The 24,427-nt window shown below is 66.8% G+C and carries 17 protein-coding genes; 14 read left to right on the top strand and 3 right to left on the bottom strand.

Features of this window, described 5'->3' with window-relative positions:
* Window positions 1-112 precede the first annotated feature (112 nt).
* Genes smc through def form a run of 4 tightly spaced genes read left to right on the top strand, consistent with a single transcriptional unit; the run spans window position 113 to window position 7,640 of the window.
* Window positions 113-3,628 (top strand): chromosome segregation protein SMC, encoded by a 3,516-nt coding sequence (gene smc / locus AC07UK_RS01405; protein ID WP_436221890.1) that lies wholly within the window; start codon window positions 113-115, stop codon window positions 3,626-3,628.
* Window positions 3,625-4,950: a cell division protein ZipA C-terminal FtsZ-binding domain-containing protein gene (locus AC07UK_RS01400; RefSeq protein ID WP_494685392.1), complete on the top strand. Its 1,326-nt coding sequence runs from the start codon at window positions 3,625-3,627 to the stop codon at window positions 4,948-4,950. Before smc ends, AC07UK_RS01400 begins: the two co-directional genes overlap by 4 nt.
* A 12-nt stretch (window positions 4,951-4,962) precedes the next feature.
* Window positions 4,963-7,092: an NAD-dependent DNA ligase LigA gene (ligA, locus tag AC07UK_RS01395; protein ID WP_494685393.1), complete on the top strand. Its 2,130-nt coding sequence runs from the start codon at window positions 4,963-4,965 to the stop codon at window positions 7,090-7,092.
* Between the two features lie 14 nt (window positions 7,093-7,106).
* Window positions 7,107-7,640 (top strand): peptide deformylase, encoded by a 534-nt coding sequence (gene def / locus AC07UK_RS01390; RefSeq protein ID WP_494685394.1) that lies wholly within the window; start codon window positions 7,107-7,109, stop codon window positions 7,638-7,640.
* A gap of 89 nt (window positions 7,641-7,729) precedes the next feature.
* Here the strand turns inward: def and AC07UK_RS01385 are convergent, their stop codons facing one another.
* From AC07UK_RS01385 to map, 3 genes are all read right to left on the bottom strand, one after another.
* The gene (locus tag AC07UK_RS01385; RefSeq protein WP_494685395.1) at window positions 7,730-9,610 is read right to left on the bottom strand and encodes a pseudouridine synthase; all 1,881 of its coding nucleotides are present in this window, start codon (window positions 9,608-9,610) and stop codon (window positions 7,730-7,732) included.
* A 22-nt stretch (window positions 9,611-9,632) separates the two neighbouring features.
* Window positions 9,633-12,215: a [protein-PII] uridylyltransferase gene (locus tag AC07UK_RS01380; protein WP_114135637.1), complete on the bottom strand. Its 2,583-nt coding sequence runs from the start codon at window positions 12,213-12,215 to the stop codon at window positions 9,633-9,635.
* An 87-nt stretch (window positions 12,216-12,302) separates the two neighbouring features.
* A complete protein-coding gene (gene map, locus AC07UK_RS01375; RefSeq protein WP_316149883.1) occupies window positions 12,303-13,121 on the bottom strand; it encodes a type I methionyl aminopeptidase in 819 nt (272 codons plus the stop codon).
* Between the two features lie 335 nt (window positions 13,122-13,456).
* On the opposite strand from map, the gene rpsB reads away from it, so the two are divergent.
* The 10 genes from rpsB to AC07UK_RS01325 all read left to right on the top strand — a co-directional run bounded on the left by rpsB (window position 13,457) and on the right by AC07UK_RS01325 (window position 24,397).
* Entirely contained in the window at window positions 13,457-14,203 is a 747-nt protein-coding gene (gene rpsB, locus AC07UK_RS01370) for a 30S ribosomal protein S2 (protein ID WP_013956961.1), read from the top strand.
* 296 nt (window positions 14,204-14,499) lie between these two features.
* Window positions 14,500-15,378, top strand: coding sequence for a translation elongation factor Ts (gene tsf, locus AC07UK_RS01365; protein WP_436221885.1), 879 nt, complete (start codon window positions 14,500-14,502; stop codon window positions 15,376-15,378).
* Between the two features lie 271 nt (window positions 15,379-15,649).
* A complete protein-coding gene (gene pyrH, locus AC07UK_RS01360; RefSeq protein ID WP_013956959.1) occupies window positions 15,650-16,360 on the top strand; it encodes a UMP kinase in 711 nt (236 codons plus the stop codon).
* Between the two features lie 114 nt (window positions 16,361-16,474).
* The gene (gene frr, locus AC07UK_RS01355; RefSeq protein WP_436221884.1) at window positions 16,475-17,035 is read left to right on the top strand and encodes a ribosome recycling factor; all 561 of its coding nucleotides are present in this window, start codon (window positions 16,475-16,477) and stop codon (window positions 17,033-17,035) included.
* A 44-nt stretch (window positions 17,036-17,079) separates the two neighbouring features.
* Window positions 17,080-17,850: an undecaprenyl pyrophosphate synthase gene (gene uppS, locus AC07UK_RS01350; RefSeq protein WP_436221883.1), complete on the top strand. Its 771-nt coding sequence runs from the start codon at window positions 17,080-17,082 to the stop codon at window positions 17,848-17,850.
* 36 nt (window positions 17,851-17,886) lie between these two features.
* A complete protein-coding gene (locus tag AC07UK_RS01345; RefSeq protein ID WP_436221882.1) occupies window positions 17,887-18,708 on the top strand; it encodes a phosphatidate cytidylyltransferase in 822 nt (273 codons plus the stop codon).
* An 11-nt stretch (window positions 18,709-18,719) separates the two neighbouring features.
* Complete coding sequence (gene ispC, locus AC07UK_RS01340) at window positions 18,720-19,901, top strand: 1-deoxy-D-xylulose-5-phosphate reductoisomerase (RefSeq protein WP_436221881.1); 1,182 nt, start codon at window positions 18,720-18,722, stop codon at window positions 19,899-19,901.
* A gap of 107 nt (window positions 19,902-20,008) precedes the next feature.
* Entirely contained in the window at window positions 20,009-21,412 is a 1,404-nt protein-coding gene (gene rseP, locus AC07UK_RS01335) for an RIP metalloprotease RseP (RefSeq protein ID WP_436221880.1), read from the top strand.
* A gap of 100 nt (window positions 21,413-21,512) precedes the next feature.
* A complete protein-coding gene (gene bamA, locus AC07UK_RS01330; protein WP_436221879.1) occupies window positions 21,513-23,846 on the top strand; it encodes an outer membrane protein assembly factor BamA in 2,334 nt (777 codons plus the stop codon).
* Between the two features lie 23 nt (window positions 23,847-23,869).
* A complete protein-coding gene (locus AC07UK_RS01325; RefSeq protein ID WP_013956952.1) occupies window positions 23,870-24,397 on the top strand; it encodes an OmpH/Skp family outer membrane protein in 528 nt (175 codons plus the stop codon).
* Window positions 24,398-24,427 lie beyond the last annotated feature (30 nt).

Below are 24,427 nucleotides of genomic sequence, written 5' to 3'. Positions count from 1 at the left end.
CGTCACGCCGCGCCGGCTCCCGCGCAGCCCGGCTTTCTGAACAGTGCAATAGCCCCGATACCAGGCCGACCCCGGTTCCCATACCGGAGTGGCCGATACCACACGAGAAACCGTGCGACTATCCTCGATCAAGCTGGCGGGCTTCAAGTCATTTGTCGATCCCACCAATTTTCAAGTGCCCGGCCAACTGGTCGGCATCGTAGGTCCCAACGGCTGCGGCAAATCGAACATCATCGATGCGGTGCGCTGGGTGCTGGGTGAGTCACGTGCATCAGAGCTGCGTGGCGAATCCATGCAGGACGTCATCTTCAACGGCTCCACCGCGCGCAAGCAGGCCGGCCGGGCGAGTGTCGAACTGGTGTTCGACAACGCCGAGGGCCGCGCCGCCGGCCAGTGGAGCCAGTACGCCGAAGTCGCGGTCAAGCGCGTGCTGACCCGCGACGGCACTTCGTCCTACTACATCAACAACCAGCCGGTGCGCCGGCGCGACATCCAGGACATCTTCCTGGGCACGGGCCTGGGCCCGCGCGCCTACGCCATCATCGGGCAGGGCATGATCTCGCGCATCATCGAGGCCAAGCCCGATGACATGCGCATCTTCCTGGAAGAAGCCGCGGGCGTGTCCAAGTACAAGGAACGCCGCCGCGAGACCGAAAACCGCCTGTCCGACACGCGCGAGAACCTGACCCGCGTCGAAGACATCCTGCGCGAACTCGGCAGCAACCTCGAAAAACTGGAAGGCCAGGCTGAGGTGGCGCAGCGCTTCAAAACGCTGCACGCCGACGGCGAAGAGAAGCAGCACCTGCTGTGGCTGCTGCGCAAGCGCGAGGCCCAGCAAGAGCAGGAACGCCACCAGCGCGCCATCGAGCAGGCCCAGATCGACCTGGAAGCGCAGACCGCGCAGCTGCGCCATGTCGAAGCCGAGCTCGAAACCATGCGCGCCGCGCACTACGGGGCGTCCGATGGCATGCACGCCGCGCAGGGCGCGCTGTATGAGGCCAATGCCGAAGTCAGCAAGCTCGAAGCCGAGATCCGCTACGTGGTGGAATCGCGCAATCGCGTGCAGGCCCAGATCGCCGCGCTGACCGGGCAGCGCGAGCAGTGGCAGGGCAAGGCCGAACAGGCCACCGACGAGCTGGCGCAGGCCGAAGAAAACCTGGCCGTGGCCGAAGGCCGCACGGTCGAGGCGCAGGAAGCCGTCGCCCATAAGAACGACGAACTGCCGACGCTGGAAGCGCAATGGCGCGACGCGCAGCAGCTGCTCAACGAGCAGCGCGCCGGCATCATGCAGGCCGAGCAGGCCCTGAAGCTCGAAGCCGCGCAGCAGCGCAGCGCCGACCAGATGCTGCAGCAGCTGGAACAGCGCCGCGAACGCCTGTCGGCGGAAGAAAAGGGCCTGGACCGCCCCGACGAAACCCGCCTGGAGCAGGCCCGCGCCGAGCTGGCCGAGCAGGAAGCGCTGGTCGAGGAAGCCCAGGCCGTGCTGGCCGATGCCGAAGAGAGCGTGCCGCGCCTGGACGAAGCGCGCCGCGCAGCGCAGGCGCGCGTGCACAGCGAAGCCTCCGCCATCGCCACGCTGGAGGCGCGCCTGTCGGCGCTGCGCCAGCTGCAGGAGAACGTGCAGACCGACGGCAAGGTGCAGCCGTGGCTGGCCAAGCATGAGCTGGCCGAGCTGCCGCGCCTGTGGAAGAAGGTCCATATCGAGCCGGGCTGGGAAAACGCGCTCGAATCCGTGCTGCGCGAGAAGCTGGCCGCGCTGGAAGTGTCGAACCTGGACTGGGTCAAGGCCTTCCTGTCCGACGCGCCGCCGGCCAAGCTGGCGTTTTACTCGCCGCCGGCCGCCGCCCGCCCGCTGGAAACGCCTGCCGGCCTGCGCCCGCTGATGTCGCTGGTGCAGATCACCGAGCCCGGCATCCGCGCCGTGATGCAGGACTGGCTGGCCGATATCTATGTCGCCACCGACATGGCGCAGGCGCTGGCCGCGCGCAACACGCTGCCTGACGGCGCGTCGTTCGTCGTGGCCGAGGGCCACCTGGTGGGCCGCAACGCCATCCAGATCTACGCCGCCGATTCCGAGCAGGCCGGCATGCTGGCGCGCGAGCAGGAAATCGAAAACCTGCAGAAGCAAGCGCGCGCGCAGCTGCTGCTGTCCGACGAAGCCAAGACCCAGGCGGTGCGTGCCGAAGCGGCCTACACCCAGGCCAGCCAGGGGCTCGGCGATGCCCGGGCGCGCGCCGAGCAGGCTACCCGCCGCGTGCACGCGTTGCAGATGGACGTGCTCAAGCTGTCGCAGGCGATGGAGCGCTACTCTGCCCGGAGCGGCCAGATCCGCGAGGAACTGGACGAGATCCACGCACAGATCGAAGAGCAGCGCGCCATCCGCGCCGAATCCGAAGCCAGCTTCGAGCAGCACGACGCCGCGCTGGCAGAGATGCAGGCCACCCACGAAGACCAGCAGATGGCCTTCGAGGCGCTGGACAGCAAGCTCTCGGGCGCGCGCCACCAGCTGCGCGACTTCGAGCGCGCCGCGCAGGAAGCCCTCTTTGCCGAGCGCAACCTGGCCAGCCGCATCGACGAGCTGCGCCGCAATATCCAGGTGGCCGCCGACCAGGCCGAACGCATTGCCGAATCCCTGGAAAACGCCCGCGCCGAGCTTGAGACCATCAACGAGCAGACCGCCCATACCGGCCTGCAGGAAGCGCTGGAGCGCCGCGCCGAGAAGGAAGAAAAGCTCACCATCGCGCGCACCGAACTCGATGCGCTGTCGGCACAGTTGCGCCAGCACGACGAGCAGCGCCTGGCCGCCGAGCGCAGCCTGCAGCCGCTGCGCGACCGCATCACCGAGCTGCAACTCAAGGAACAGGCCGCGCGCCTGAACCAGGAGCAGTTCAGCGAGCAACTGACCACGGCTGAGGTGGACGAGGCCGCGCTGGCCGACAAGCTGACCGGCGACCTGAAGCCGTCGTATCTGCAGGGCGAAGTCACGCGCATCAACAACGCCATCAACGCGCTCGGCCCGGTCAACATGGCCGCGCTCGACGAGCTGGCCGCGGCGCGCGAGCGCAAGACCTTCCTCGATGCGCAGTCGGCCGACCTGAACGACGCCATCAACACGCTGGAAGACGCGATCGCCAAGATCGATCAGGAAACCCGCGCGCTGCTGCAGGGCACCTTCGACCAGGTCAACCATCATTTCGGCGAGCTGTTCCCGTCGCTGTTCGGTGGCGGCCAGGCGCGCCTGATCATGACCGGCGAGGAGATCCTCGACGCCGGCGTGCAGGTGATGGCGCAGCCCCCGGGCAAGAAGAACTCGACCATCCACCTGCTGTCGGGCGGCGAGAAGGCGCTGACCGCGATCGCGCTGGTGTTTGCCATGTTCCAGCTCAACCCGGCACCGTTCTGCCTGCTGGACGAGGTGGACGCGCCGCTGGACGACGCCAACACCGAACGCTACGCCAATATGGTGGCGCGCATGTCGGACAAGACTCAATTCGTTTTCATCTCACATAACAAGATTGCCATGGAAATGGCTCATCAACTCATTGGCGTGACCATGCAGGAGCAGGGCGTTTCGCGTATCGTGGCCGTGGATATGGACGCGGCGGTTTCGATGGCGGAGGCAGCATGAAACTGAACATGGACCTGCAGACCGCGCTGATCGTCGCGGGACTGGTTTTCGTAGTACTGGTGTTCGGCTACAACCAGTGGCAGATCCGCAAGGCGCGCCGCCCGCGCGAGCTCAGCCCCGAAGACGACCTGCCGCCGATGCGCGAGCCGGTGGTCGGCCAGAGCACCGCGCCGGAAACCGCCGCGCGCCTGCACGAAGCCGCTGCCGAGCAGGCACCGCGGCGTGAGCCGACGCTATCCCCGGCGACGGCCACGGCCGGTGCCGCGGTGGCGACGGGCAATAACCACGCGGCTGCGGCGGCTGCGGCTGCCGCAAGCACCGCGGATGCCGACGAAGTCGTCGCCGAGGAAGTGTCCGTCTCGATCGCCGCGACGCATGCCGAGGCCACCGAGGACGAGGCCGAAGCCGAGGCCACTCCGGCCCCGGTTCCCGCGACTGCACCCGCGCCGGCCCCGGCTCCGGTGGCCGCCGTGCCCGATGGCCAGCCCACGCCGGCCCTGATCGATCCGCTGATCGACTGCATCGTGCCCCTGCACCTGGAGCGCAAGGCCTCCGGTGACCGCATCCTGCCGCTGACCGGCCGGCTGCGCCGCGCCGGCACCAAGCAGGTCCATATCGAGGGCCTGCGCACCGAAGCCAATGCATGGGAGCCGGTCGCCGCCGGCCACCAGTACGAAGACCTGCAGGTCGGCGTGCAACTGGCCAACCGCGGCGGCCCGCTCAACGCGCTGGAGTTCTCGGAATTCATCACCGCGGTAGAGTCGCTGGCCGAGTCGCTCGATGCTTCGGCCGACCTGCCGGACATGAGCGAGACCGTCGCCAATGCGCGCGAGCTGGATGGCTTTGCCGCCGGCTGCGACGTGCAGCTGGGCGTCAACGTGATCTCGGATGGCGCGCCGTGGTCGGCGGCGTACGTGCAGAACGTGGCCACGCAGGACGGGCTGGTGCTGTCGCGCGACGGCACCCGCTTTATCCGCTACCAGGCCAACGCCGAGGGCGTGCAGCGTCCGCTGTTCACGCTGCAGTTCGGCGACACCAACTTCCTGCGCGACGACCTGACCGTCAAGGCCGGCCGCCAGATCACGCTGCTGCTCGACGTGCCGGTGGCCGACCAGGCCGCCAAGCCGTTCAAGACCGTGTGCGAGTACGGCCACACGCTGGCCCAGCGCATGGGCGCGCAACTGGTCGACGACAATATGCGGCCGCTGACCGAGGCCTCGTTCGTCGCCATCTTCAGCCAGCTTGAAACGCTGTACAACAAGCTGGAAGCGCGCGGCATGCCGGCCGGTTCGTTGGTGGCGCAGCGCTTGTTCAGTATCTAGCCGGAGCCTGCCATGACCGCAACACACCGCGGCGCGCAGGCAGATGCCTCCGCGCCCGCCGGCCCCTTGCCGCCCGAAGCTGCCGCCAAGCGCGTGGCCTGGCTGCGCGACGAGCTGGATCGCCACAACTACCAGTACTACGTGCTGGACGCGCCGACCATTCCCGACGCCGAGTACGACGCGCTGTTCAGCGAGTTGCAGGCGCTGGAGCTTGAGCATCCCGAACTGCAGACGCCGGACTCGCCCACCCAGCGCGTGGGCGGCGAGCCGCTGTCGGCCTTCGACTCGGTGCGCCACCGCGTGCCGATGCTGTCGCTCAACAACGGCTTTGCGGATGAAGACGTACTGAGCTTCGACCGCCGCTGCGCGCAAGGCCTGGGCCGCGCCGCGCCCGCCGCCGGCGAGCAGGACCTGTTCAGCGCCGCCGACGCGGTCGAGTACGCCTGCGAGCTGAAGTTCGACGGCCTGGCCATGTCGCTGCGCTATGAGGATGGCCGCCTGGTGCAGGCCGCCACCCGCGGCGACGGCGAGACCGGCGAAGATGTCACGGTCAACGTGCGCACCATCAAGGCGATTCCGCTGAAGCTGCGCGGCCAGGCTCCCGCCGTGCTTGAAGTGCGCGGCGAAGTCTTCATGTACCGCGGCGACTTCGACAAGCTCAACGAACGCCAGGCCGAGGCCGGCGAGAAGACCTTCGTCAACCCGCGCAACGCCGCCGCGGGCAGCCTGCGCCAGCTCGATCCGCGCATCACCGCCAAGCGGCCGCTGTCGTTCTTCGCCTACGGCCTGGGCGAGCTGCAGGGCGTGGACCGTCCGCCCACCCACAGCGTGATGCTCGACGGCTTTGCCGCGCTGGGTCTGCCGGTGTGCAAGGACCGCGCGGTGGTGAAGGGCGCGCAGGGGCTGCTGGATTTCTATCGCGATATCGGCCAGCGCCGCGACGCGCTGCCGTATGACATCGATGGTGTGGTCTACAAGGTCAACGCACTCGCCGAGCAGGAGCGCCTGGGCTTTGTCTCGCGCGCGCCGCGCTTTGCGCTGGCGCACAAGTTCCCGGCGCAGGAAATGACCACCATCGTCGAAGACATCGAAGTGCAGGTCGGCCGCACCGGCGCGATCACGCCGGTGGCGCGGCTCAAGCCGGTCTTCGTCGGCGGCGTGACCGTGACCAATGCCACGCTGCATAACGAGGACGAGATCCGCCGCAAGGACGTGCATATCGGCGACACCGTGATCGTGCGCCGTGCCGGCGACGTGATCCCGGAAGTGGTCGGCGTGGTGACCGAGCGCCGCCCCGCCGACGCGCGCGCCTTCGTGATGCCGACCGCCTGCCCGGTGTGCGGCTCGCATATCGAAAAGCTGGAAGACGAAGCCATCGCCCGCTGCACCGGCGGCCTGATCTGCGCCGCGCAGCGCAAGCAGGCGCTGCTGCATTTCGCGCAGCGGCGCGCCATGGATATCGAAGGCCTGGGCGACAAACTGGTCGAGCAACTGGTCGACCAGGGCATCGTGCGCACGCCGGCGGATCTGTTCAAGCTGGGCGTGGCCAAGCTGGCCGCGCTGGAGCGCATGGCCGACAAGTCGGCGGCTAACCTGGTGGCGGCGATCGACGCGTCGCGCGAGACCACCATGAACCGCTTTATCTTCGCGCTGGGCATCCGCCATGTGGGCGAAGCCACCGCCAAGGACCTGGCCCGGCACTTCGGCAAGCTCGATGCGCTGATGGCAGCCGACGAAGCCGCGCTGCTGGAAGTGAACGACGTCGGCCCGGTGGTGGCGCAGTCGATCGCGCACTTCTTTGCCGAGCCGCACAACGTCGAGGTCATCGAACAACTGCGCGCCGCAGGCGTACACTGGGCGGAAAGCGAGCCGGTGGCCAAGGCCCCGGCGCCGCTGTCGGGCAAGACCTTCGTGCTGACCGGCACGCTGCCCACCATGTCGCGCGAGGACGCCAAGGAACTGCTGGAAGCCGCCGGCGCCAAGGTGGCGGGTTCGGTATCGAAGAAGACCGACTACGTGGTCGCGGGCGCCGAGGCCGGCAGCAAGCTCGACAAGGCCGAGGCGCTGGGCGTGCCGGTGCTGGACGAGGCCGGCATGCTGGCGCTGCTGGCAGAGGCCGGCGCCGCGCCGGCACAGGAATAACCGGGGAAACAACCATGATCCGCGAGATTCTCAAGATGGGCGATCCGCGCCTGCTGCAGGTGGCGCGGCCGGTGGAGCGCTTCAATACGCCGGAGCTGCGCACGCTGATCGAAGACATGTTCGACACCATGGACCACGCCAACGGCGCCGGCCTGGCCGCGCCGCAGATCGGCGTGGACCTGCAGGTGGTGATCTTCGGCTTCGACCGCAACCCGCGTTACCCGGACGCGCCCACCGTGCCCAAGACCGTGCTGATCAACCCGGTGCTGGAAATGGAGTCCGACGAGATGGAGGACGGCTGGGAAGGCTGCCTGTCTGTCCCCGGCCTGCGCGGCGTGGTGCCGCGCCATCTGCGGCTGAAGTACAGCGGCTACGACCTGATGGGCAACCGCATAGAGCGCGTGGCTGAAGGCTTCCATGCGCGGGTGGTGCAGCATGAGTGCGACCACTTGCAGGGGATCCTGTATCCGATGCGGATCAAGGACTTCAGGCAGTTTGGGTTTACAGAGGTGTTGTTTCCGGATCTGCCGCCGAATAACGACGATTGACGAGCGGTGCGGCGCGGTATCGAACCCGCGCAAGGGCGCAAAAAAACCGGTCCTGGGGACCGGTTTTTTTGGGTCGGAATATTCCGGAATCAGAACTTCTCAAACTGCCCCAGGAACCGCCATTTGCCCGGCGGCAGATCCCCCAGCACCACGCGTCCCATGCGCACGCGTTTGAGGCCCACCACCTGCAGCCCAACCTGTTCGCACATCCGACGGATCTGGCGCTTGCGGCCTTCGCGCAGCACGAAGCGCAGCTGCTCCTCGTTCTGCCAGCTGACCTTAGCCGGCTTGAGCGGCACGCCATCCAGCGACAGCCCGTGGCGCAGCAGCTCGAGATCATCGGCCGGGAATTCCGCGCTGATATTGCGCTCGACCACGCCATGCGGCGAGTGCCAGACCACGCGCACTAGGTATTCCTTCTCGACGGTCGAATCCTCGCCGATCAGCGCGCGCGCGACGCGGCCGTCCTGCGTCAGCACCAGCAGGCCGGTTGAGTCGATATCAAGGCGGCCCGCCGGGGCCAGGCTCTTGCGTTGCCATGGGGCAAAGCGCTTGCGCGTGGGGTCGCCTTCCCACTGGTTCTCGGGGGCGAACAGCACCGCGGCCGGCTCGTAGCCGTCTTCGGCCTGGCCGGAGACGTAGCCCACCGGCTTGTTCAGCAGCACCGTGACACGCTCGCCTTGTTCGGAGCGCGCTTCCTGCATGATCTCGATCTCGGCGTCGGGGCGGATACGGCTGCCCAGTTCGGTCACGGGCTTGCCGTCGACCAGCACCCAGCCGTGCGGGATCCATTCGTCAGCCTCGCGGCGCGAGCACAGGCCCAGTTCGGACATGCGCTTGGACAGGCGCACCAGGCCGTCGTCGTGGCTGGACTCGGCGCGGGCGGGTGCGGGCTTTTCCTGGCGCGCGGCCGGCGCCTGCTGGCGTGCCGGGCCGGCGGTGCGGATGCGGTCGGCTGCGTCGCTGAAGCGGCGTGCCGGCGCGGTGCCTTCACGGCGGCGCTCGCCCGACGGCGCGGGGCGCGGGCGCTGGTCGTCATCGCCATAACGGCGCGGACGCGCGTCGGCGCCTTCGAAGCGGCGGGGACGGTTCTCGTCGTCGCCATAGCGGCGCGGGCGAGAGTCGGTCCCTTCGAAGCGGCGGGGACGGTTCTCGTCATCGCCAACGCGGCGCGGACGCGATTCGGCGCCTTCGAAACGGCGGGGACGGTTGTTGTCCTCGCCAGCACGGCGCGGCGGACGCGAATCACCGCCCTCGAAACGGCGCGGCGGGCGCGCTTCGCCGCCTTCGAAACGGCGCGGACGTGCCTCGCTGCGATCGTCGCCAGTGCGGCGCGGGCGGTTGTCGTCGTCGGCAAAGCGGCGCGGCGGGCGCGAATCACCACCCTCGAAACGGCGCGGACGTGCCTCGCCGCGATCGTCACCCGTGCGGCGCGGGCGGTTGTCGTCGTCGCCAAAGCGGCGCGGCGGGCGCGCTTCGCCGGGTTCGAAGCGGCGCGGACGTGCCTCACCGCGATCGTCGCCAGTGCGGCGCGGGCGGTTGTCGTCGTCGCCAAAGCGCCGCGGCGGGCGCGCTTCGCCGCCTTCGAAACGGCGCGGACGTGCCTCGCCCCGGTCATCGCCATAACGGCGGGGACGGCTTTCGTCATCGCCGAAGCGGCGCGGACGCGCCTCGCCACCTTCCGGGCGGCGCGGGCGTGCCTGGCGTTCGCCGTCAGCGGGACGCGGCGCGCGCGGCTTGCGCGGCTGGGCTGCGCCGGCCTGCGGCTCGCCTTGGGCCGGACGGCCGCCGGTCTTGCCGCCGGCGCGCTCCTGGGCGCGCTTGATGCCTTCGGAGACGGCTTGCACGCGCTTGCGGTTCAGGTCGGACACGCGCACGGGGCGGGTGCCGGTCTTGCGCGCGGCCGTGCCGGTGTCGCTGGCGGCCTTGATACCTAGCGTCTTGCGCTTCGGCGAATTGCTGTCGGTCATATGTTGATGCTGCCCGCCCGCCTCAGATGGCGAGGGCGGCGAGCAAGTCCTGTTCAAGCTGAATCTGCAATCGGTTGTCGGCAGCCAGGCGGCTGCCGTCGACCAGGAACACGTCTTCGACGCGTTCGCCCAGGGTGTTGATGCGTGCCGTGTGGACGGATACGCGATGCCGTGCCAGTACGCGGGCGATGGCGTACAGCAGGCCGGTGCGGTCATTGGCGGACAGCGACAGCAGGTAATACTGGCCGCGCTCGTCCGGGCGCAGGTCCACGCGCGGCTTGATCGGGAAGCTGCGCGACTGGCGCGACAGCCGCCCCTGCGTGGGTTCGGGCAGTGCGCCTTGCAGGCGCAGCCGCTCGCACAGTTCGTGCTCGACCAGCGCGATGATGTCGCGATAGTTGCCGCCGTCGCCGGCCATGCCCGGGTCGGTGACCTGGAATGTGTCCAGCGCGTAGCCGTGGCGCGTGGTGTGGATCTTGGCGTCCTGGATCGAGAACGCCTTGCGCTCGAAGTAGCCGCAGATGCGCGCGAACAGGTCGGGCTGGTCCTTGACGTAGACCGCCACCTGCAGGCCTTCGCCGGCGGGGGAGACGCGTGCCTTGACCACCGGCGTGGGGCTGTCCACCTTGTTGTACAGGTGGCGCGTGAGCCAGGCGATATCGTGCGAATCGTGGCGCAGGAAGAAGGCCACGTCGAGCTGCGCCCACAGAGACTTGCCCAGCGCCGGGTCGAAGGCCTTCAGGCGCAGCTCGGAGATAGTGTCCTCCTTGCGCTGCGACCACAGCGAATGCGAATCCACGCGCGCGCCGCCCAGCACGCGCAGCGTGATGTGGTACAGGTCTTCCAGCAGCTTGCCCTTCCACGCGTTCCATACCTTGGGGCTGGTGCCGCGGATGTCGGCCACGGTCAGCAGGTAGAGCGCGGTCAGGTAGCGTTCGCTGCCGACCACGCGGGCAAAGGCGTGGATCACGTCGGGATCGGTCAGGTCCTGCTTCTGCGCCACGTGGCTCATGGTCAGGTGGTGCTCGACCAGCCAGCAGATCAGGTCGGCGTCTTCGCGCGCAATGCCGTGCAGCTTGCAGAAGCGGCGCGCATCGACGGTGCCAAGCTTCGAGTGGTCGCCGCCGCGGCCCTTGGCAATGTCGTGGAACAGCGCTGCCACCGACAGCACCCACGGCTTGTCGAAGCTGGCCATCAGCTGGCTGCAGAACGGGAACTCGTGGGTGTGCTCGACGATGGCGAAGCGGCGCATGTTGCGCACCACCATCAGGATGTGCTGGTCCACGGTGTAGACGTGGAACAGGTCGTGCTGCATCTGGCCGACGATGCGCCGGAAGTTGATCAGGTAGCGGCCCAGCACGCTGGTCTGGTTCAACAGGCGCAGCGCGTGGGTGATGCCCTGCGGCTCCTGCATGATGGCCAGGAACAGGCGGCGGTTCTCCGGATCGTTGCGCCAGCCCGCGTTCATCACGGTGCGCGCGTTGTACAGCCCGCGCAACGTGCGCGGCGACAGTCCCTTCACGCCGGGCGTGCGCTGGTACAGCAGGAAAGTTTCCAGGATCGCATGCGGGTCGCGTTCATAGACGTCGTCGCTGGTGATCTCCAGCATGCCCTGGCGCTCGACAAAGCGTTCGTTGAGCACGCGCGTCACCTGAGACTCGCTCGGGAACAGCATCGCCTCGATGTTCAGCAGCAGCACGCTGTTGAGCTGCGTGACCGCCTTGGCCGCCCAGTAGTAGCGGCGCATCAGCTGTTCGCTGGCGCGCTTGTTGGTGGTCTGGCGATAGCCGAAGGACTCCGCCAGCGCGGTCTGCAGGTCGAATACCAACACGTCCTGGCGCCGGCCAGCCACCAGGTGCAGGCGCGCGCGGATGGTCTTGAGCAGGCGCTCGTTGCGCGCCAGCTCCTGCGCTTCGCGCTGCGTCAGCAGGCCGCGCTCGAACAGTTCTTTCCAGCTGTCGCCCAGGCCCGCCGCCTTGGTCATCCACAGGATCACCTGCAGGTCGCGCAGGCCGCCCGGGCTTTCCTTGCAGTTGGGCTCGAGCGCGTAGGGCGTGTCCTGGTATTTGGCGTGGCGCTGGCGCATTTCCAGCAGCTTGGCCTGGAAGAATGCGGCCGGGTCCAGGTCGGCGAGGTAGCGCGTGCGCATCGACTCGAACAGCTTGCGGCTACCGGTCAGCAGCCGCGCTTCCAGTAGCGAGGTCTGGATGGTGACGTCCTGGCGCGACTCGCGGATGCAATCGTCCACAGTGCGCACCGAAGAGCCGATCTCCAGCCCAAGGTCCCAGCACAGGCCGATAAACCGCTCCAGGCGCCCGGTGGTGTCCTGGTCGGGCTCGGCCGGCAGCAACAGCAGCACGTCGACGTCGGAGTACGGCAGCAGCTCGCCGCGGCCATAGCCGCCCACCGCCACCAGCGCTGCGCCCGCGGGCATCTCCAGGCCGCGCCAGGCTTCCACCAGCGCGGCGTCGACAGCGCGGCGCAGCCGCGTGATCAGCGTGCCGACGTTGGCGCTGAGGTTGAAGTCGGCAAACAGCGCCTGCTTGTCGGCTTTGAGCTTGTCGCGCACGCGCGCGGCAAGCAGCAGTTCCGGCGTGGTGTCCATGGAGATGGCGGGCTCGGGGAGCGGGTTGGTGGGCACGGCTGGAAAAAGAAAGGCGCCCGGTCAGGCGCCCCTGGCTTCGGTGCGGCCTCAGGCCGCGACGGAATCGGTGATAAAGGCCGGCGGTGCCGGGCTCCCGGCCGATACCGTGAGGACCTCGTAGCCGGTTTCCGTGACCAGCACGGTGTGCTCCCACTGAGCCGACAGGCTGCGGTCGCGGGTCTTGACCGTCCACTGGTCGGGCATGGTGCGGATATCGCGCTTGCCGGCGTTGATCATCGGCTCAATGGTGAAGATCATGCCGGCCTTGATCTCGGCGCCGGTGCCCGGGCGGCCGTAGTGCAGGATCTGCGGGTCTTCGTGGAAGTTCTTGCCGATGCCGTGGCCGCAGTACTCGCGCACCACGCTATAGCCGGCGGCTTCGGCGTGTACCTGGATGGCGTGGCCGATGTCGCCCAGGCGGGCGCCGTGGCGAACCTGCGCGATACCCTTCCACATGCATTCATAGGTCACCTGCGACAGGCGCTTGGCCAGGATCGAGCCCTCGCCGACGATGAACATGCGGCTGTTGTCGCCGTAGTAGCCTTCCTTGGTGATGACCGTGATGTCCAGGTTGATCGCGTCACCGTTCTTGAGCACGCGTTCGCCCGGAATGCCATGGCAGATTACGTCGTTGACCGAGGTGCAGATCGCGCCGGGGAAGGGCGGATAGCCGGGAGGGGCATAGTTCAGGCATGCCGACACGGTGCCTTGCACTTCACGCATGTAGGCGTGGCACAGGCGGTCGATTTCGCCGGTGGTGATACCTGGCTGGACGAAGGGCGTGATGTAGTCGAGGACCTCGGACCCAAGGCGGCAAGCCACGCGCATCTGGGCGATGTCTTCGGCGGTGTTCAGGTGAATGCTCATGCTGCGTCGCCAAAAAAGTGATGGCGAGGCCACTGGCCGCGCCGAAATCGAAAGGTCAATGTAGGATTATCGCACCATCGGGGCCGGATCGCAGCCTGAGCGCGGCCGTCGCGGGCTGAGTCCGCAGGGCGCCAGGGCACCGGGCGGCTTGAGCGGGCCGCACTTTTGTTGCTACAATAGCGGGCTGACTTGGTTGCGGCGCAGCATTGCGTGCGCCAGGCCGGAATTTTGCAGGATATTCCTGTTGCTGTTTGAAATCGCTGGCCCGCCTATCCGGGGTGTTCCTTTTCAGGAATGTCGGGGCGGGCTTCAGACCTAACCCTTTGGAGATTTACATGTCCGTTACCATGCGCGAAATGCTGGAAGCCGGTTGCCACTTCGGCCACCAGACCCGCTTCTGGAACCCGAAGATGGCCCCCTTCATCTTCGGCCATCGCAACAAGATCCACATCATCAACCTCGAAAAGACGTTGCCGATGTTCCAGGACGCAATGAAGTACGTGCGTCAGCTGGCAGCCAATCGCGGCACCATCCTTTTCGTGGGCACCAAGCGCCAGTCGCGCGAAATCCTGGCTGAAGAAGCTGGCCGTGCCGGCATGCCCTACGTCGACGCCCGCTGGCTCGGCGGCATGCTGACCAACTTCAAGACGGTCAAGATCTCGATCAAGCGCCTGAAGGACATGGAAGCCGCCAAGGAAGCCGGCGCGCTGGACACCATGAGCAAGAAGGAAGCGCTGATGTTCGAGCGCGAGATGCTGAAGCTGGAAAAGTCGATCGGCGGCATCAAGGACATGGGCGGCGTGCCTGACGCGATCTTCGTGGTCGACGTCGGCTACCACAAGATTGCCGTGACCGAAGCCAACAAGCTGGGCGTGCCGGTGATCGGCGTGGTTGATACCAACCACTCGCCGGAAGGCATCGACTACGTGATCCCGGGCAACGACGACTCGAGCAAGGCCGTGGCCCTGTACGTGCGCGGAGTGGCCGACGCGATCCTGGAAGGCCGTGCCAACGCTGTGCAGGAAGTGGTTGAAGCCGCTCGCGGCGGCGACGACGAATTCGTCGAAGTGCAGGAAGGCTGATTGCCCGCCGCCTGATTGCCGGAAAGGAACCCGCTAGCGCGCATCGTCACCGCACGACAGACAAGCAACGCTTGCCGCCCGTCACCACGGGCTGCGCGCAAGGCGAAAGCCGGGGTACGCCGGCAGCCGGGCAAGAAGGGCAATAAAAAGGGGGCACATCTGGCGCCCCCTTTTTTTGAATTTGAATTGTTGTCATCCGCCGCAGGCAGTATCTGCCGCGGGTGCGCTGTAGACCCACCGACCGGGTGCCGCAGGCGACTGCCGGCAGCCGGCGTGAACCATTCAAGGAGTGACAAATGGCGGCAATTACCGCAAGCATGGTTGCAGAACTGCGCGCGAAGACCGACGCGCCGATGATGGAATGCAAGAAGGCCCTGACCGAGGCCGGCGGCGACCTGGACAAGGCCGAAGAGCTGCTGCGCGTCAAACTGGGCAACAAGGCCAGCAAGGCCGCGTCGCGCGTGACCGCTGAAGGCGTGGTCGCATCGTTCATCGACGGCACCACCGGCGTGCTGGTCGAACTGAACTGCGAGACCGATTTCGTCTCCAAGAATGACGACTTCCTGGCTTTCTCGGCCAAGGTTGCCGAACTGATCGCCAAGCAGAACCCGGCCGACGTGGCCGCCCTGTCGGCGCAGGAAATCGACGGCGTGAGCGTTGAAGCCACCCGCGCCGCCCTGATCGGCAAGATCGGCGAGAACCTGACGATCCGCCGCTTTGCCCGCTACGCCAACGGCGGCAAGCTGGTGTCGTACCTGCACGGCACCCGCATCGGCGTGATGGTCGAGTTCGATGGCGACGAAGCCGCCGCCAAGGACGTGGCCATGCACGTGGCCGCGATGAAGCCGGTGTCGCTGTCCGCCGAGCAGGTCCCCGCCGACCTGATCGCCAAGGAGCGCAGCATTGCCGAGCAGAAGGCTGCCGAGTCGGGCAAGCCGGCCGAAATCGTCGCCAAGATGGTCGAGGGTTCGGTGCAGAAGTACCTGAAGGAAGTCTCGCTGTTCAACCAGCCGTTCGTGAAGAACGACAAGCAGACGGTTGAGCAGATGCTGAAGGCCGCCAACACGACCGTGAAGGGTTTCACCCTGTTCGTGGTGGGCGAAGGCATCGAGAAGAAGCAGGACGACTTCGCCGCTGAAGTGGCCGCCCAGGTGGCCGCTGCCCAGAAGGGCTGATGTCCGGGGCGCCGCGGACTGCCCGTTCGGGCGGGTCCGGGCGCCTATAATGCCGCAGGGGCGCCGTAAGGTGCCCCTCTGCATAAGTAGTGTGACGCGGCGCATGCCGCGTTGCGCCGCAGCAGCCAGTTTCCGTGGTGGTCCGGCAGTCCGGGGCACCCCGAAAACCGGCTTTCTTCCGCCGGCGGCACGAGGATCCGTGCCGCCGGTGCCAAAACATACGTCTCAAGATCGTCTCAACCGAGCGATTTGCTCCTGTCCGAGGGTGAACATGCCAGCCTACAAGCGCGTCCTTCTGAAACTGTCCGGTGAAGCCCTGATGGGCGAAGATGCCTTCGGCATCAACCGCTCCACCATCGAGGCGATGGTGAACGACATTGCCGAGATCGTGAAGCTCGGCGTGCAGGTCGCGGTGGTCATCGGCGGCGGCAACATCTTCCGCGGCGTCGCCGGCGGGGCCGCCGGCATGGACCGCGCCACCGCGGACTACATGGGCATGCTGGCCACCATGATGAACGCACTGGCGCTGCAGGACGCGATGCGCCACGCCAATATCGAAGGCCGCGTGCAGTCCGCGCTGCGCATGGACCAGGTGGTCGAGCCCTATATCCGCCCGCGCGCGATCCGCCAGCTGGAAGAGGGCAAGGTGGTGATCTTCGCCGCCGGCACCGGCAACCCGTTCTTCACCACCGACACCGCCGCCGCGCTGCGCGGCTCCGAGATCGGGGCGGAAATCGTGCTCAAGGCCACCAAGGTGGACGGCGTGTACACCGCCGACCCGAAGAAGGACCCCAGCGCCACGCGCTACACCACCATCACCTTCGACGAGGCCATCTCCCGCAACCTGCAGGTGATGGACGCCACCGCCTTTGCGCTGTGCCGTGACCAGAAGCTGCCGATCAAGGTGTTCTCGATCGTCAAGCCGGGCGCGCTCAAGCGGGTGATCCTGGGCGAGGACGAGGGTACCCTGGTGCATGTGTGAGTCCGGCGCCGGATGCCGCGCTGCAACGCTGGTATCCGGCCGGGCAAAGAGTAGAATGATTCATTTTCGATCCCCGCCAGGGGGATCATGGTTGGCTGATTTCCGGAGGTAAAAATGAGCGTCGCCGACACAAAGAAGAGCGTCGAGCAAAAAATGCAGAAGTCGATCGAAGCCTTCAAGGCCGATCTGGCGAAGATCCGCACCGGCCGTGCCCACACCGGCCTGCTCGACCATGTTCAGGTGGACTACTACGGCTCGATGGTTCCCATCAGCCAGGTCGCGGCAGTCGGCCTGGCCGATGCGCGTACCATCACGGTGCAGCCCTGGGAAAAGAAGATGGTGGGCGCGGTCGAGAAGGCCATCCGCGACTGCGACCTGGGCCTGAACCCGGCCACCATGGGTGAAGTGATCCGCGTGCCGATGCCCGCACTGACCGAAGAGCGCCGCAAGGAGCTGACCAAGGTCGTCAAGAGCGAGGCCGAGGGCGCCAAGATTGCCGTGCGCAACCTGCGCCGCGATGCCAACGAGCAGTTCAAGAAGCTGGTCAAGGACAAGACCATCTCCGAGGACGACGAGCGCCGCGGCCAGGACGAAGTGCAGAAGCTGACCGACAAGTACGTGGCCGAGATCGACAAGATGGTCGCCGAGAAAGAGAAGGAGATCATGACGGTCTGACCCCGTCCCGGCATGGCCGGGGCAGTCAACGACCGTCTGCCATCATGCAGCACATCAGTTCAACGCTCGACGTACCCGATACCTCCTACGTCCCCCGCCACGTTGCCATCATCATGGACGGCAACGGCCGCTGGGCGACCCAGCGGCACCTGCCGCGCGTTGCCGGGCACACCCGGGGGCTGGACGCGGTGCGTGCGGTGGTGGAAGCCAGCGCCGCCCGCGGCGTGCAGTTCCTGACGCTGTTCGCCTTCAGTTCCGAGAACTGGCGGCGCCCGGCGGACGAGGTCTCGTTCCTGATGCGGCTGTTCATGATGGCCCTGCGGCGCGAAGTGGTGAAGATGCACGCCAACAACATCCGCTTGCGGGTGGTGGGCGACCTGGACCGCTTCAGCCCCCGCATCCAGCAGATGATCCGCGATGCCGAGGCGCGCACGGCCGGCAACACCGGCCTGACCGTGACCATCGCCGCCAACTACGGCGGCCGCTGGGACCTGCTGCAGGCCATGCGCAAGATGCTGGCGCGCTCGCCCATGCTCGACCCGGCCTCGATCGACGAATCTCTGCTGGCGCCGCACCTGGCGATGGCCTATGCGCCGGAGCCGGATCTCTTCATCCGTACCGGCGGCGAACAGCGCATCAGCAATTTCCTGCTGTGGCAGCTGGCGTATTCCGAGCTGTATTTCACCGACGTTTTCTGGCCGGATTTCGACGCCGCGGAACTGGACAAGGCCTTCGCCTCGTACCGCCAGCGCGAACGCCGTTTCGGCCGCACCAGCGCACAGCTGGTCGCCCCGGGACTATCGGGTACCGCCTGACCCTGGCAACTCCAACCTCTCACGGGACTGCAGCGCATGCTCCTCACCCGCGTCATCACCGCCCTGTGCCTGTTGCTGCTGATCCTGCCAATCCTGTTCCTGGCGCCGCCCGCGGCACTGGCCGGGCTGGTGGCCGTGATCGTGCTGCTGGCCGGCTGGGAATTCGGCCGCCTGATCGGGCTGCGCGGGCCGTGGCCTTATGTCTATGCGCTGGCGTGCCTGATCGCGGCCATTGCCTGGCATGACCTGCCGCTGCGCCACGCCATCACCTGGCTGCTGGAAGCCGCGGTAGTCTGCTGGGGCATCGCGGTGGTGCTTCTGGCGCGCGGCGTGCGCACCGCGACGCCGTCGTTTACCGCCCTGGGCGCGGTGCTGGGGCTGGTGATGCTGCCCGCGTTCGCCCATGCCACCATGATCCTGCGCGGCGCCGGCATCGGCGTGCTGCTGACCGCGGCCGTGCTGGTGTGGGCGGCCGATATCGGCGCGTATTTCACCGGCAAGGCCATCGGCCGGCGCAAGCTGGCGCCTGGCATCAGCCCGGGCAAGTCCTGGGAGGGCGCCATCGGCGGCTGGCTGCTGGCGCTGGTGATCGGCCTGGCGCTCGCCGCCACCCATGCCTTTGCACCGACGTGGTTCTCCGCGATGGGAGATCGTGGCGGCCTGGCCTACGTGGCGGTGCTGACCACGCTGCTGGTCGCGGCGAGCGTGGTCGGCGATCTGTTCGAATCGCTGCTCAAGCGCCAGGTTGGCAAGAAGGACAGCAGCCGGCTGCTGCCCGGCCATGGTGGCGTGCTGGACCGGATCGACGCCTTGCTGCCAGTGTTCCCGCTGGCGGCCCTGATGCTGATTTTTCTCTGAAGCCGTCTGCTATGCATCGCATTACCATCCTGGGCGCCACCGGCTCCATTGGCGAAAGCACGCTCGATGTCATCAGGCGCCATGCCGACCGCTATGCGGTGCATGCGCTGACTGCCCACCGGCAGGTGCGCAAGCTGGCTGACCAGTGCATTGAATTCCGCCCGGCCCGCGCCGTGGTAGGGACCGCAGAGGCAGCGCGCGAACTGGAAACGCTGCTGCGCGGGGCCGGTGTGAAGACCGAGGTCAGCCACGGCGAAGCCGCGCTGGAATCCGTGGCCGCCGATGCGCAGACCGATGCGGTGATGGCCGCCATCGTCGGCGCCGCCGGCCTGCGCCCGACGCTGGCGGCAGCGCGTGCCGGCAAGCGCGTGCTGCTGGCCAACAAGGAAGCGCTGGTGATGTCGGGCCGCATCTTCATGGATGCGGTGCGCGAGCACGGCGCCACGCTGCTGCCGATCGACAGCGAGCACAATGCCATCTTCCAGTGCCTGCCGGCCGACGATCCGCGCTACGGCCGGGGCGTCGCCAAGGTGCTGCTGACCGCGTCGGGCGGGCCGTTCCGCACGCGCGACCCGGCCACGCTGCACGATATTTCCCCCGACCAGGCCTGCGCCCATCCCAACTGGGTCATGGGCCGCAAGATCTCGGTCGACTCCGCCACCATGATGAACAAGGGCCTCGAGGTCATCGAGGCGCACTGGCTGTTCGGTGCCCCCGCCGAGCGCATCGAGGTCCTGATCCATCCGCAGAGCATCGTGCATTCGATGGTGGCCTACACCGATGGCTCGGTGCTGGCGCAGCTGGGCAACCCGGACATGCGCACGCCGATCGCCTATGGCCTGGCGTATCCGGAACGGATCGACGCGGGCGTGACGCCGCTGGACCTGACGGTGGCCGGAGGCTTGCACTTCGAGAAGCCGGACCTAGTGCGCTTCCCGTGCCTGGGCCTGGCTTTCGATGCACTGCGCGCCGGCGGAGTGGCGCCGGCCGCACTCAATGCGGCCAACGAGGTGGCGGTCGAGGCATTCCTGGGCGGCAAAGTGCGCTTCACGGACATTGCCGGCATCGTCCTGCAGGTGCTGGAGGTGGCACCTCAAGGGCCTGCCGATACGCTCGAAGCGGTGCTGTCAGCCGACGCGCTGGCGCGCGAGGCGGCACGCGCCGGCGTGGCCGCCCTGGCTGCGAACCGCTGATGCGGCGGGGCGGCTTGCCGCATCTGCGACAATAGCGGCTGCGGCGGCCCCGGGTCCCCCGGGGTCCGGCGCGCCCGTCCAGCCATCGTTACTGACGTCCCGACTCCATGCAAACCGTACTCGCTTTCATCGTTGCCCTGTGCGTGCTGATCTATGTGCACGAAATGGGGCACTACCTCGCCGCGCGCGCCTGCGGCGTGAAGGTGCTGCGTTTCTCGATCGGCTTCGGGCGGCCCTTGGTGCGCTGGATTTCGAAGAGCCGCGACCGGACTGAATGGACGGTGGCGGCGATCCCGCTGGGCGGCTACGTCAAGATGCTGGACGAGCGCGAGGTCGACCCCGAGCGCGATACGCCGATCGACCCGGCCGACCTGCCGCGGGCTTTCAACCGCCAGCCGGTCGGCAAGCGCTTCGTGATCGTGGCGGCTGGCCCGCTGGCCAATTTTGCGCTGGCAATCGTGCTGTATTTCGCGCTCTTTGCCGGCGGCATGCGCGAACCCGTGCCGGTGGTGGCCGCGCCCGCGGCCGGCACCATGGCGGCGCAGGCCGGCGTGCGCGAAGGCGACCGGGTGCTGTCGCTGACCGCCAATGGCCATACCGAAGCGGTGCGCTCCTGGAATGACCTGCGCATGGCCGTATTCGCCGAGGGCTTTGGCGATACGCGCGCCGTGCTGCGCGTGCGGGGCGCCGACGGGACTGAGCGCGACGTCACGCTGCCGCGCCTGCCCAATACCGGCGGCAATCCCGAACAGGATCCGCTGGCCACGCTGGGCCTGAACCTGAAAGGCGGGCCGGTGACGATTACCGAGGTGCTGCCGGACTCGGCCGCCGAGCGCGCCGGACTGAAACAGGGCGACCGCATCGTTGCCTGGCAGGGCAGCCCGCTCACGCAGGCCAGCGCGCTGATCAAGGCGGTGCGCAGCCAGCCCGGCCAGACCGTGACACTGGGCATCGAGCGCGACGGCAAGCGCCTGGACATGCCGGTGACGCTCGACACCGCCGTGGCGCGTGATGGCGCCAAGGACGCGAGCGGCGCCACCCCGGCGCCGGCGGGCAAGCTCGGCGCGGCGCTCAGTCAGGCGGTGCAGATGGAAACCGTGCGCTACCGGCCGGACCAGGCACTGGCGCGCGCGGCCGGCCAGGTCTGGGACACCAGCGCGCTCTCGCTCAAGCTGCTGGGCAAGATGCTGGTGGGGCAGGCTTCGCTGCAGAACCTGAGCGGTCCGCTGACCGTGGCGGACTACGCGGGGCGTGCCGCAAACCTTGGCCTGCAGGCCTTTGTCAGCTTCCTGGCACTGGTCAGCGTAAGCCTTGGAGTACTCAATTTGTTACCCATTCCGGTTCTGGATGGGGGGCATTTGCTGTATTATTGCGTGGAATTTTTGACTGGCCGGCCCGTCCCAGACCACTGGCAGGCAATGCTGCAGAAGGTTGGCATCGCCTGCATCTTGCTCCTGACTTCGCTCGCTTTGTTCAATGACGTCAGCCGAATGTTTCTGGCGAACGGCTAGAAACGTGTGTCGGCAAGGGGGCGGTGGTGTCGTCGGGCACCGTCGCCAGGGACGCCATTTGCCAGGCGCAGTCCAATAAGGCATCGGAGCGCAATCCTGGATGGAATCAAAGAGGGGATCAACATTGATCAGACATAAGCGCATTTCGCTGGGCTTGCTGGCGAGTGCCGTTATTGCAGCCTGGAGCCCGGCGGGCTGGGCTGCCGATCCGTTCGTCGTCAAGGACATCCGCGTTGAGGGCCTGCAACGCGTCGAGCCGGGTACCGTGTTCGGCTACCTGCCGGTGCGCGTCGGTGAAACCTTCACCGACGACAAGGGCGCCGATGCCATCCGTGCCCTCTACAATACCGGCTTCTTCAAGGACGTGCAGATCCGCGCCGAGGAAGGCGTGCTGGTGGTCCAGGTCGAAGAGCGGCCGGCGATCTCGCAGCTCGAATTCGTCGGCATCAAGGAATTCGACAAGGACACGATGCGCCGTTCGCTGCGTGCCGTTGGCGTAGCCGAAGCCCGTTACTACGACAAGGCACTGATCGACAAGGCCGAGCAGGAGCTCAAGCGCCAGTACGTCGCGCGCGGCTACTATGCCGCCGACGTGCAGACCACGATCACGCCGGTGGACCGCAACCGCGTCTCGGTGGTATTCAACGTCGAAGAGGGTCCGGTCGCCAAGATCCGGCAGATCAATATCGTCGGCAACAAGGCTTTCAAGGAAAGCGCGCTGCGCGACGAGATGCAGCTGTCCACGCCGAACTGGCTGTCCTGGTACACCAAGAACGACCTGTATTCCAAGCAGAAGCTGACCGCCGACCTGGAAGCGCTGCGCTCGTTCTACCTGAACCGCGGCTACCTGGAGTTCGCGATCGAATCGACCCAGGTGTCGATCACGCCGGACAAGAAAGACATCTTCCTGACGCTGAACATCAAGGAAGGCGACCAGTACAAGGTGTCCGACGTGCGCCTGGCGGGCGAGCTGCTGGGCAAGCAGGAGGAAATGGAAAAACTGCTGCAGCTGAAGAAGGGCGATATTTTCTCGTCCGAGAAGCTGACGCAGAGCACCAAGGCCATCACTGACCTGCTGGGCACGTACGGCTACGCGTTCACCACCATCAACCCGCAACCGCAGATCGACAAGGAAAAGCGTGAAGTCGCGCTGACCCTGATGGTCGACCCGGGCCGCCGCGTCTATGTGCGCCGCGTCAACGTGGTGGGCAACAGCAAGACCCGCGACGAAGTGGTGCGCCGCGAGATGCGCCAGATGGAAAGCTCGTGGTTCGACAGCGAGAAGCTCACGCAGTCGCAAGCCCGTATCAACCGTACCGGCTACTTCACCGACACCAACATCACCACCGAAGACGTGCCGGGCGCGCCCGACCAGGTCGATGTGAACGTCAACGTGACTGAAAAGCCGACCGGCCAGATCAGCCTGGGCGTGGGCTTCTCGTCCACCGACAAGCTGGTGCTGCAGGCCGGCCTGCGCCAGGACAACGTGTTCGGCTCCGGCACCAGCCTGGGCCTGGACGTGAACACCGCCAAGTCGTTCCGTACCATCGCGCTGACGCAGTACGACCCGTATTTCACGGTGGACGGCATCAGCCGCTCGACCGACATCTACTACCGTACTTCGCGCCCGCTGTACTACACCGGTGACCAGGACTACAAGATCGTGTCCGCCGGCGGTGGCTTCAAGTTCGGCGTGCCGTTCTCGGAAGTCGATACGGTGTTCTTCGGCATCGGCTATGAACGGACCCAGGTGTATACCTCGGTCAACACGCCGAGCCAGTACACCGACTGGCTGAACAAGATCGGCAAGCAGAGCGGCGACGGCATCAACAACTTCCCGTTCACCATCGGCTGGGCACGTGACCGCCGCGACAGCGCGCTGGTGCCGACCAAGGGCCCGTACACCCAGGCCAACCTGGAAGTCGGCCTGCCGGGCGGCGATACGCAGTACTACCGCGCCAGCGTGCAGCAGCAGTACTTCTATCCGATCTCGAAGTCCTTCACGCTGGCACTGAACGGCGAAGTCGCTTACGGCCACGGCTACGGCAACACCCCGTTCCCGGTGTTCAAGTACTTCTACGCCGGTGGTATCGGCTCGGTGCGCGGCTACCAGACCAGCACGCTGGGCCCGAAGGACCAGAACGGCAACCCGGTGGGCGGTGCCTCGAAGATGATCGGCAACGTCGAGTTCATCTTCCCGCTGCCGGGCTCGGGCGTGGACCGCACGCTGCGCCTGTTCACGTTCTTTGACTTCGGTAATGTCTACCAGGAAGGGCAGCCGCTGAGCTTCAGCGAGCTGAAGTACTCGACCGGCTTTGGCATGTCGTGGTTGTCGCCGATTGGCCCGCTGAAGATCAGCATGGGCTTCCCGCTCAAGCGCGACACCAATGACAAGGTCCAGCGCTTCCAGTTCCAGATCGGCACGGCATTCTGATTCTGATAAAGGATCTGTTTCAAATGATTACAACATCCAAACTGGTCAAATCCCTGGGCGCCGCCGCGCTCGCCACGGCTGCCATCTGCGCCGCGGTGCCGGCCTCGGCCCAGGAGGCGCGCATTGCCGCCGTGAACTCCGAACGCATCCTGCGCGACTCGCAGCCGGCCAAGGCTGCGCAGGTCAAGCTGGAGCAGGAATTCTCCAAGCGCGACCGCGAGCTGCAGGACATGGCCCAGAAGATCAAGGGCATGGCCGACAAGCTCGACAAGGACACGGCCGTGCTGGCCGACTCCGACCGCCAGCGCCGGCAGCGCGAAGTGGCTGACATGGACCGCGAGTTCCAGCGCAAGCAGCGCGAGTTCCGCGAGGACCTGAACCAGCGCCGCAATGAAGAACTGGCACAGGTGCTGGAGCGCGCCAACCGCGTGATCCGCCAGCTGGCCGAGCAGCGCAAGTACGACCTGATCGTGCAGGAAGCGGTGTACGTGAACCCGCGCATCGACATCACCGACGACGTGATGAAGGCGCTGAACGCCGGCGCCCGCTAAGGCGCACCGGTTCTCACGTTCTTTCGTCTT

The organism is Cupriavidus sp. GW821-FHT07C08 (genome assembly GCF_059419025.1).
Note: the sequence above shows the minus strand (reverse complement) of the source record. Positions and strands in the feature narration are given on the sequence as shown.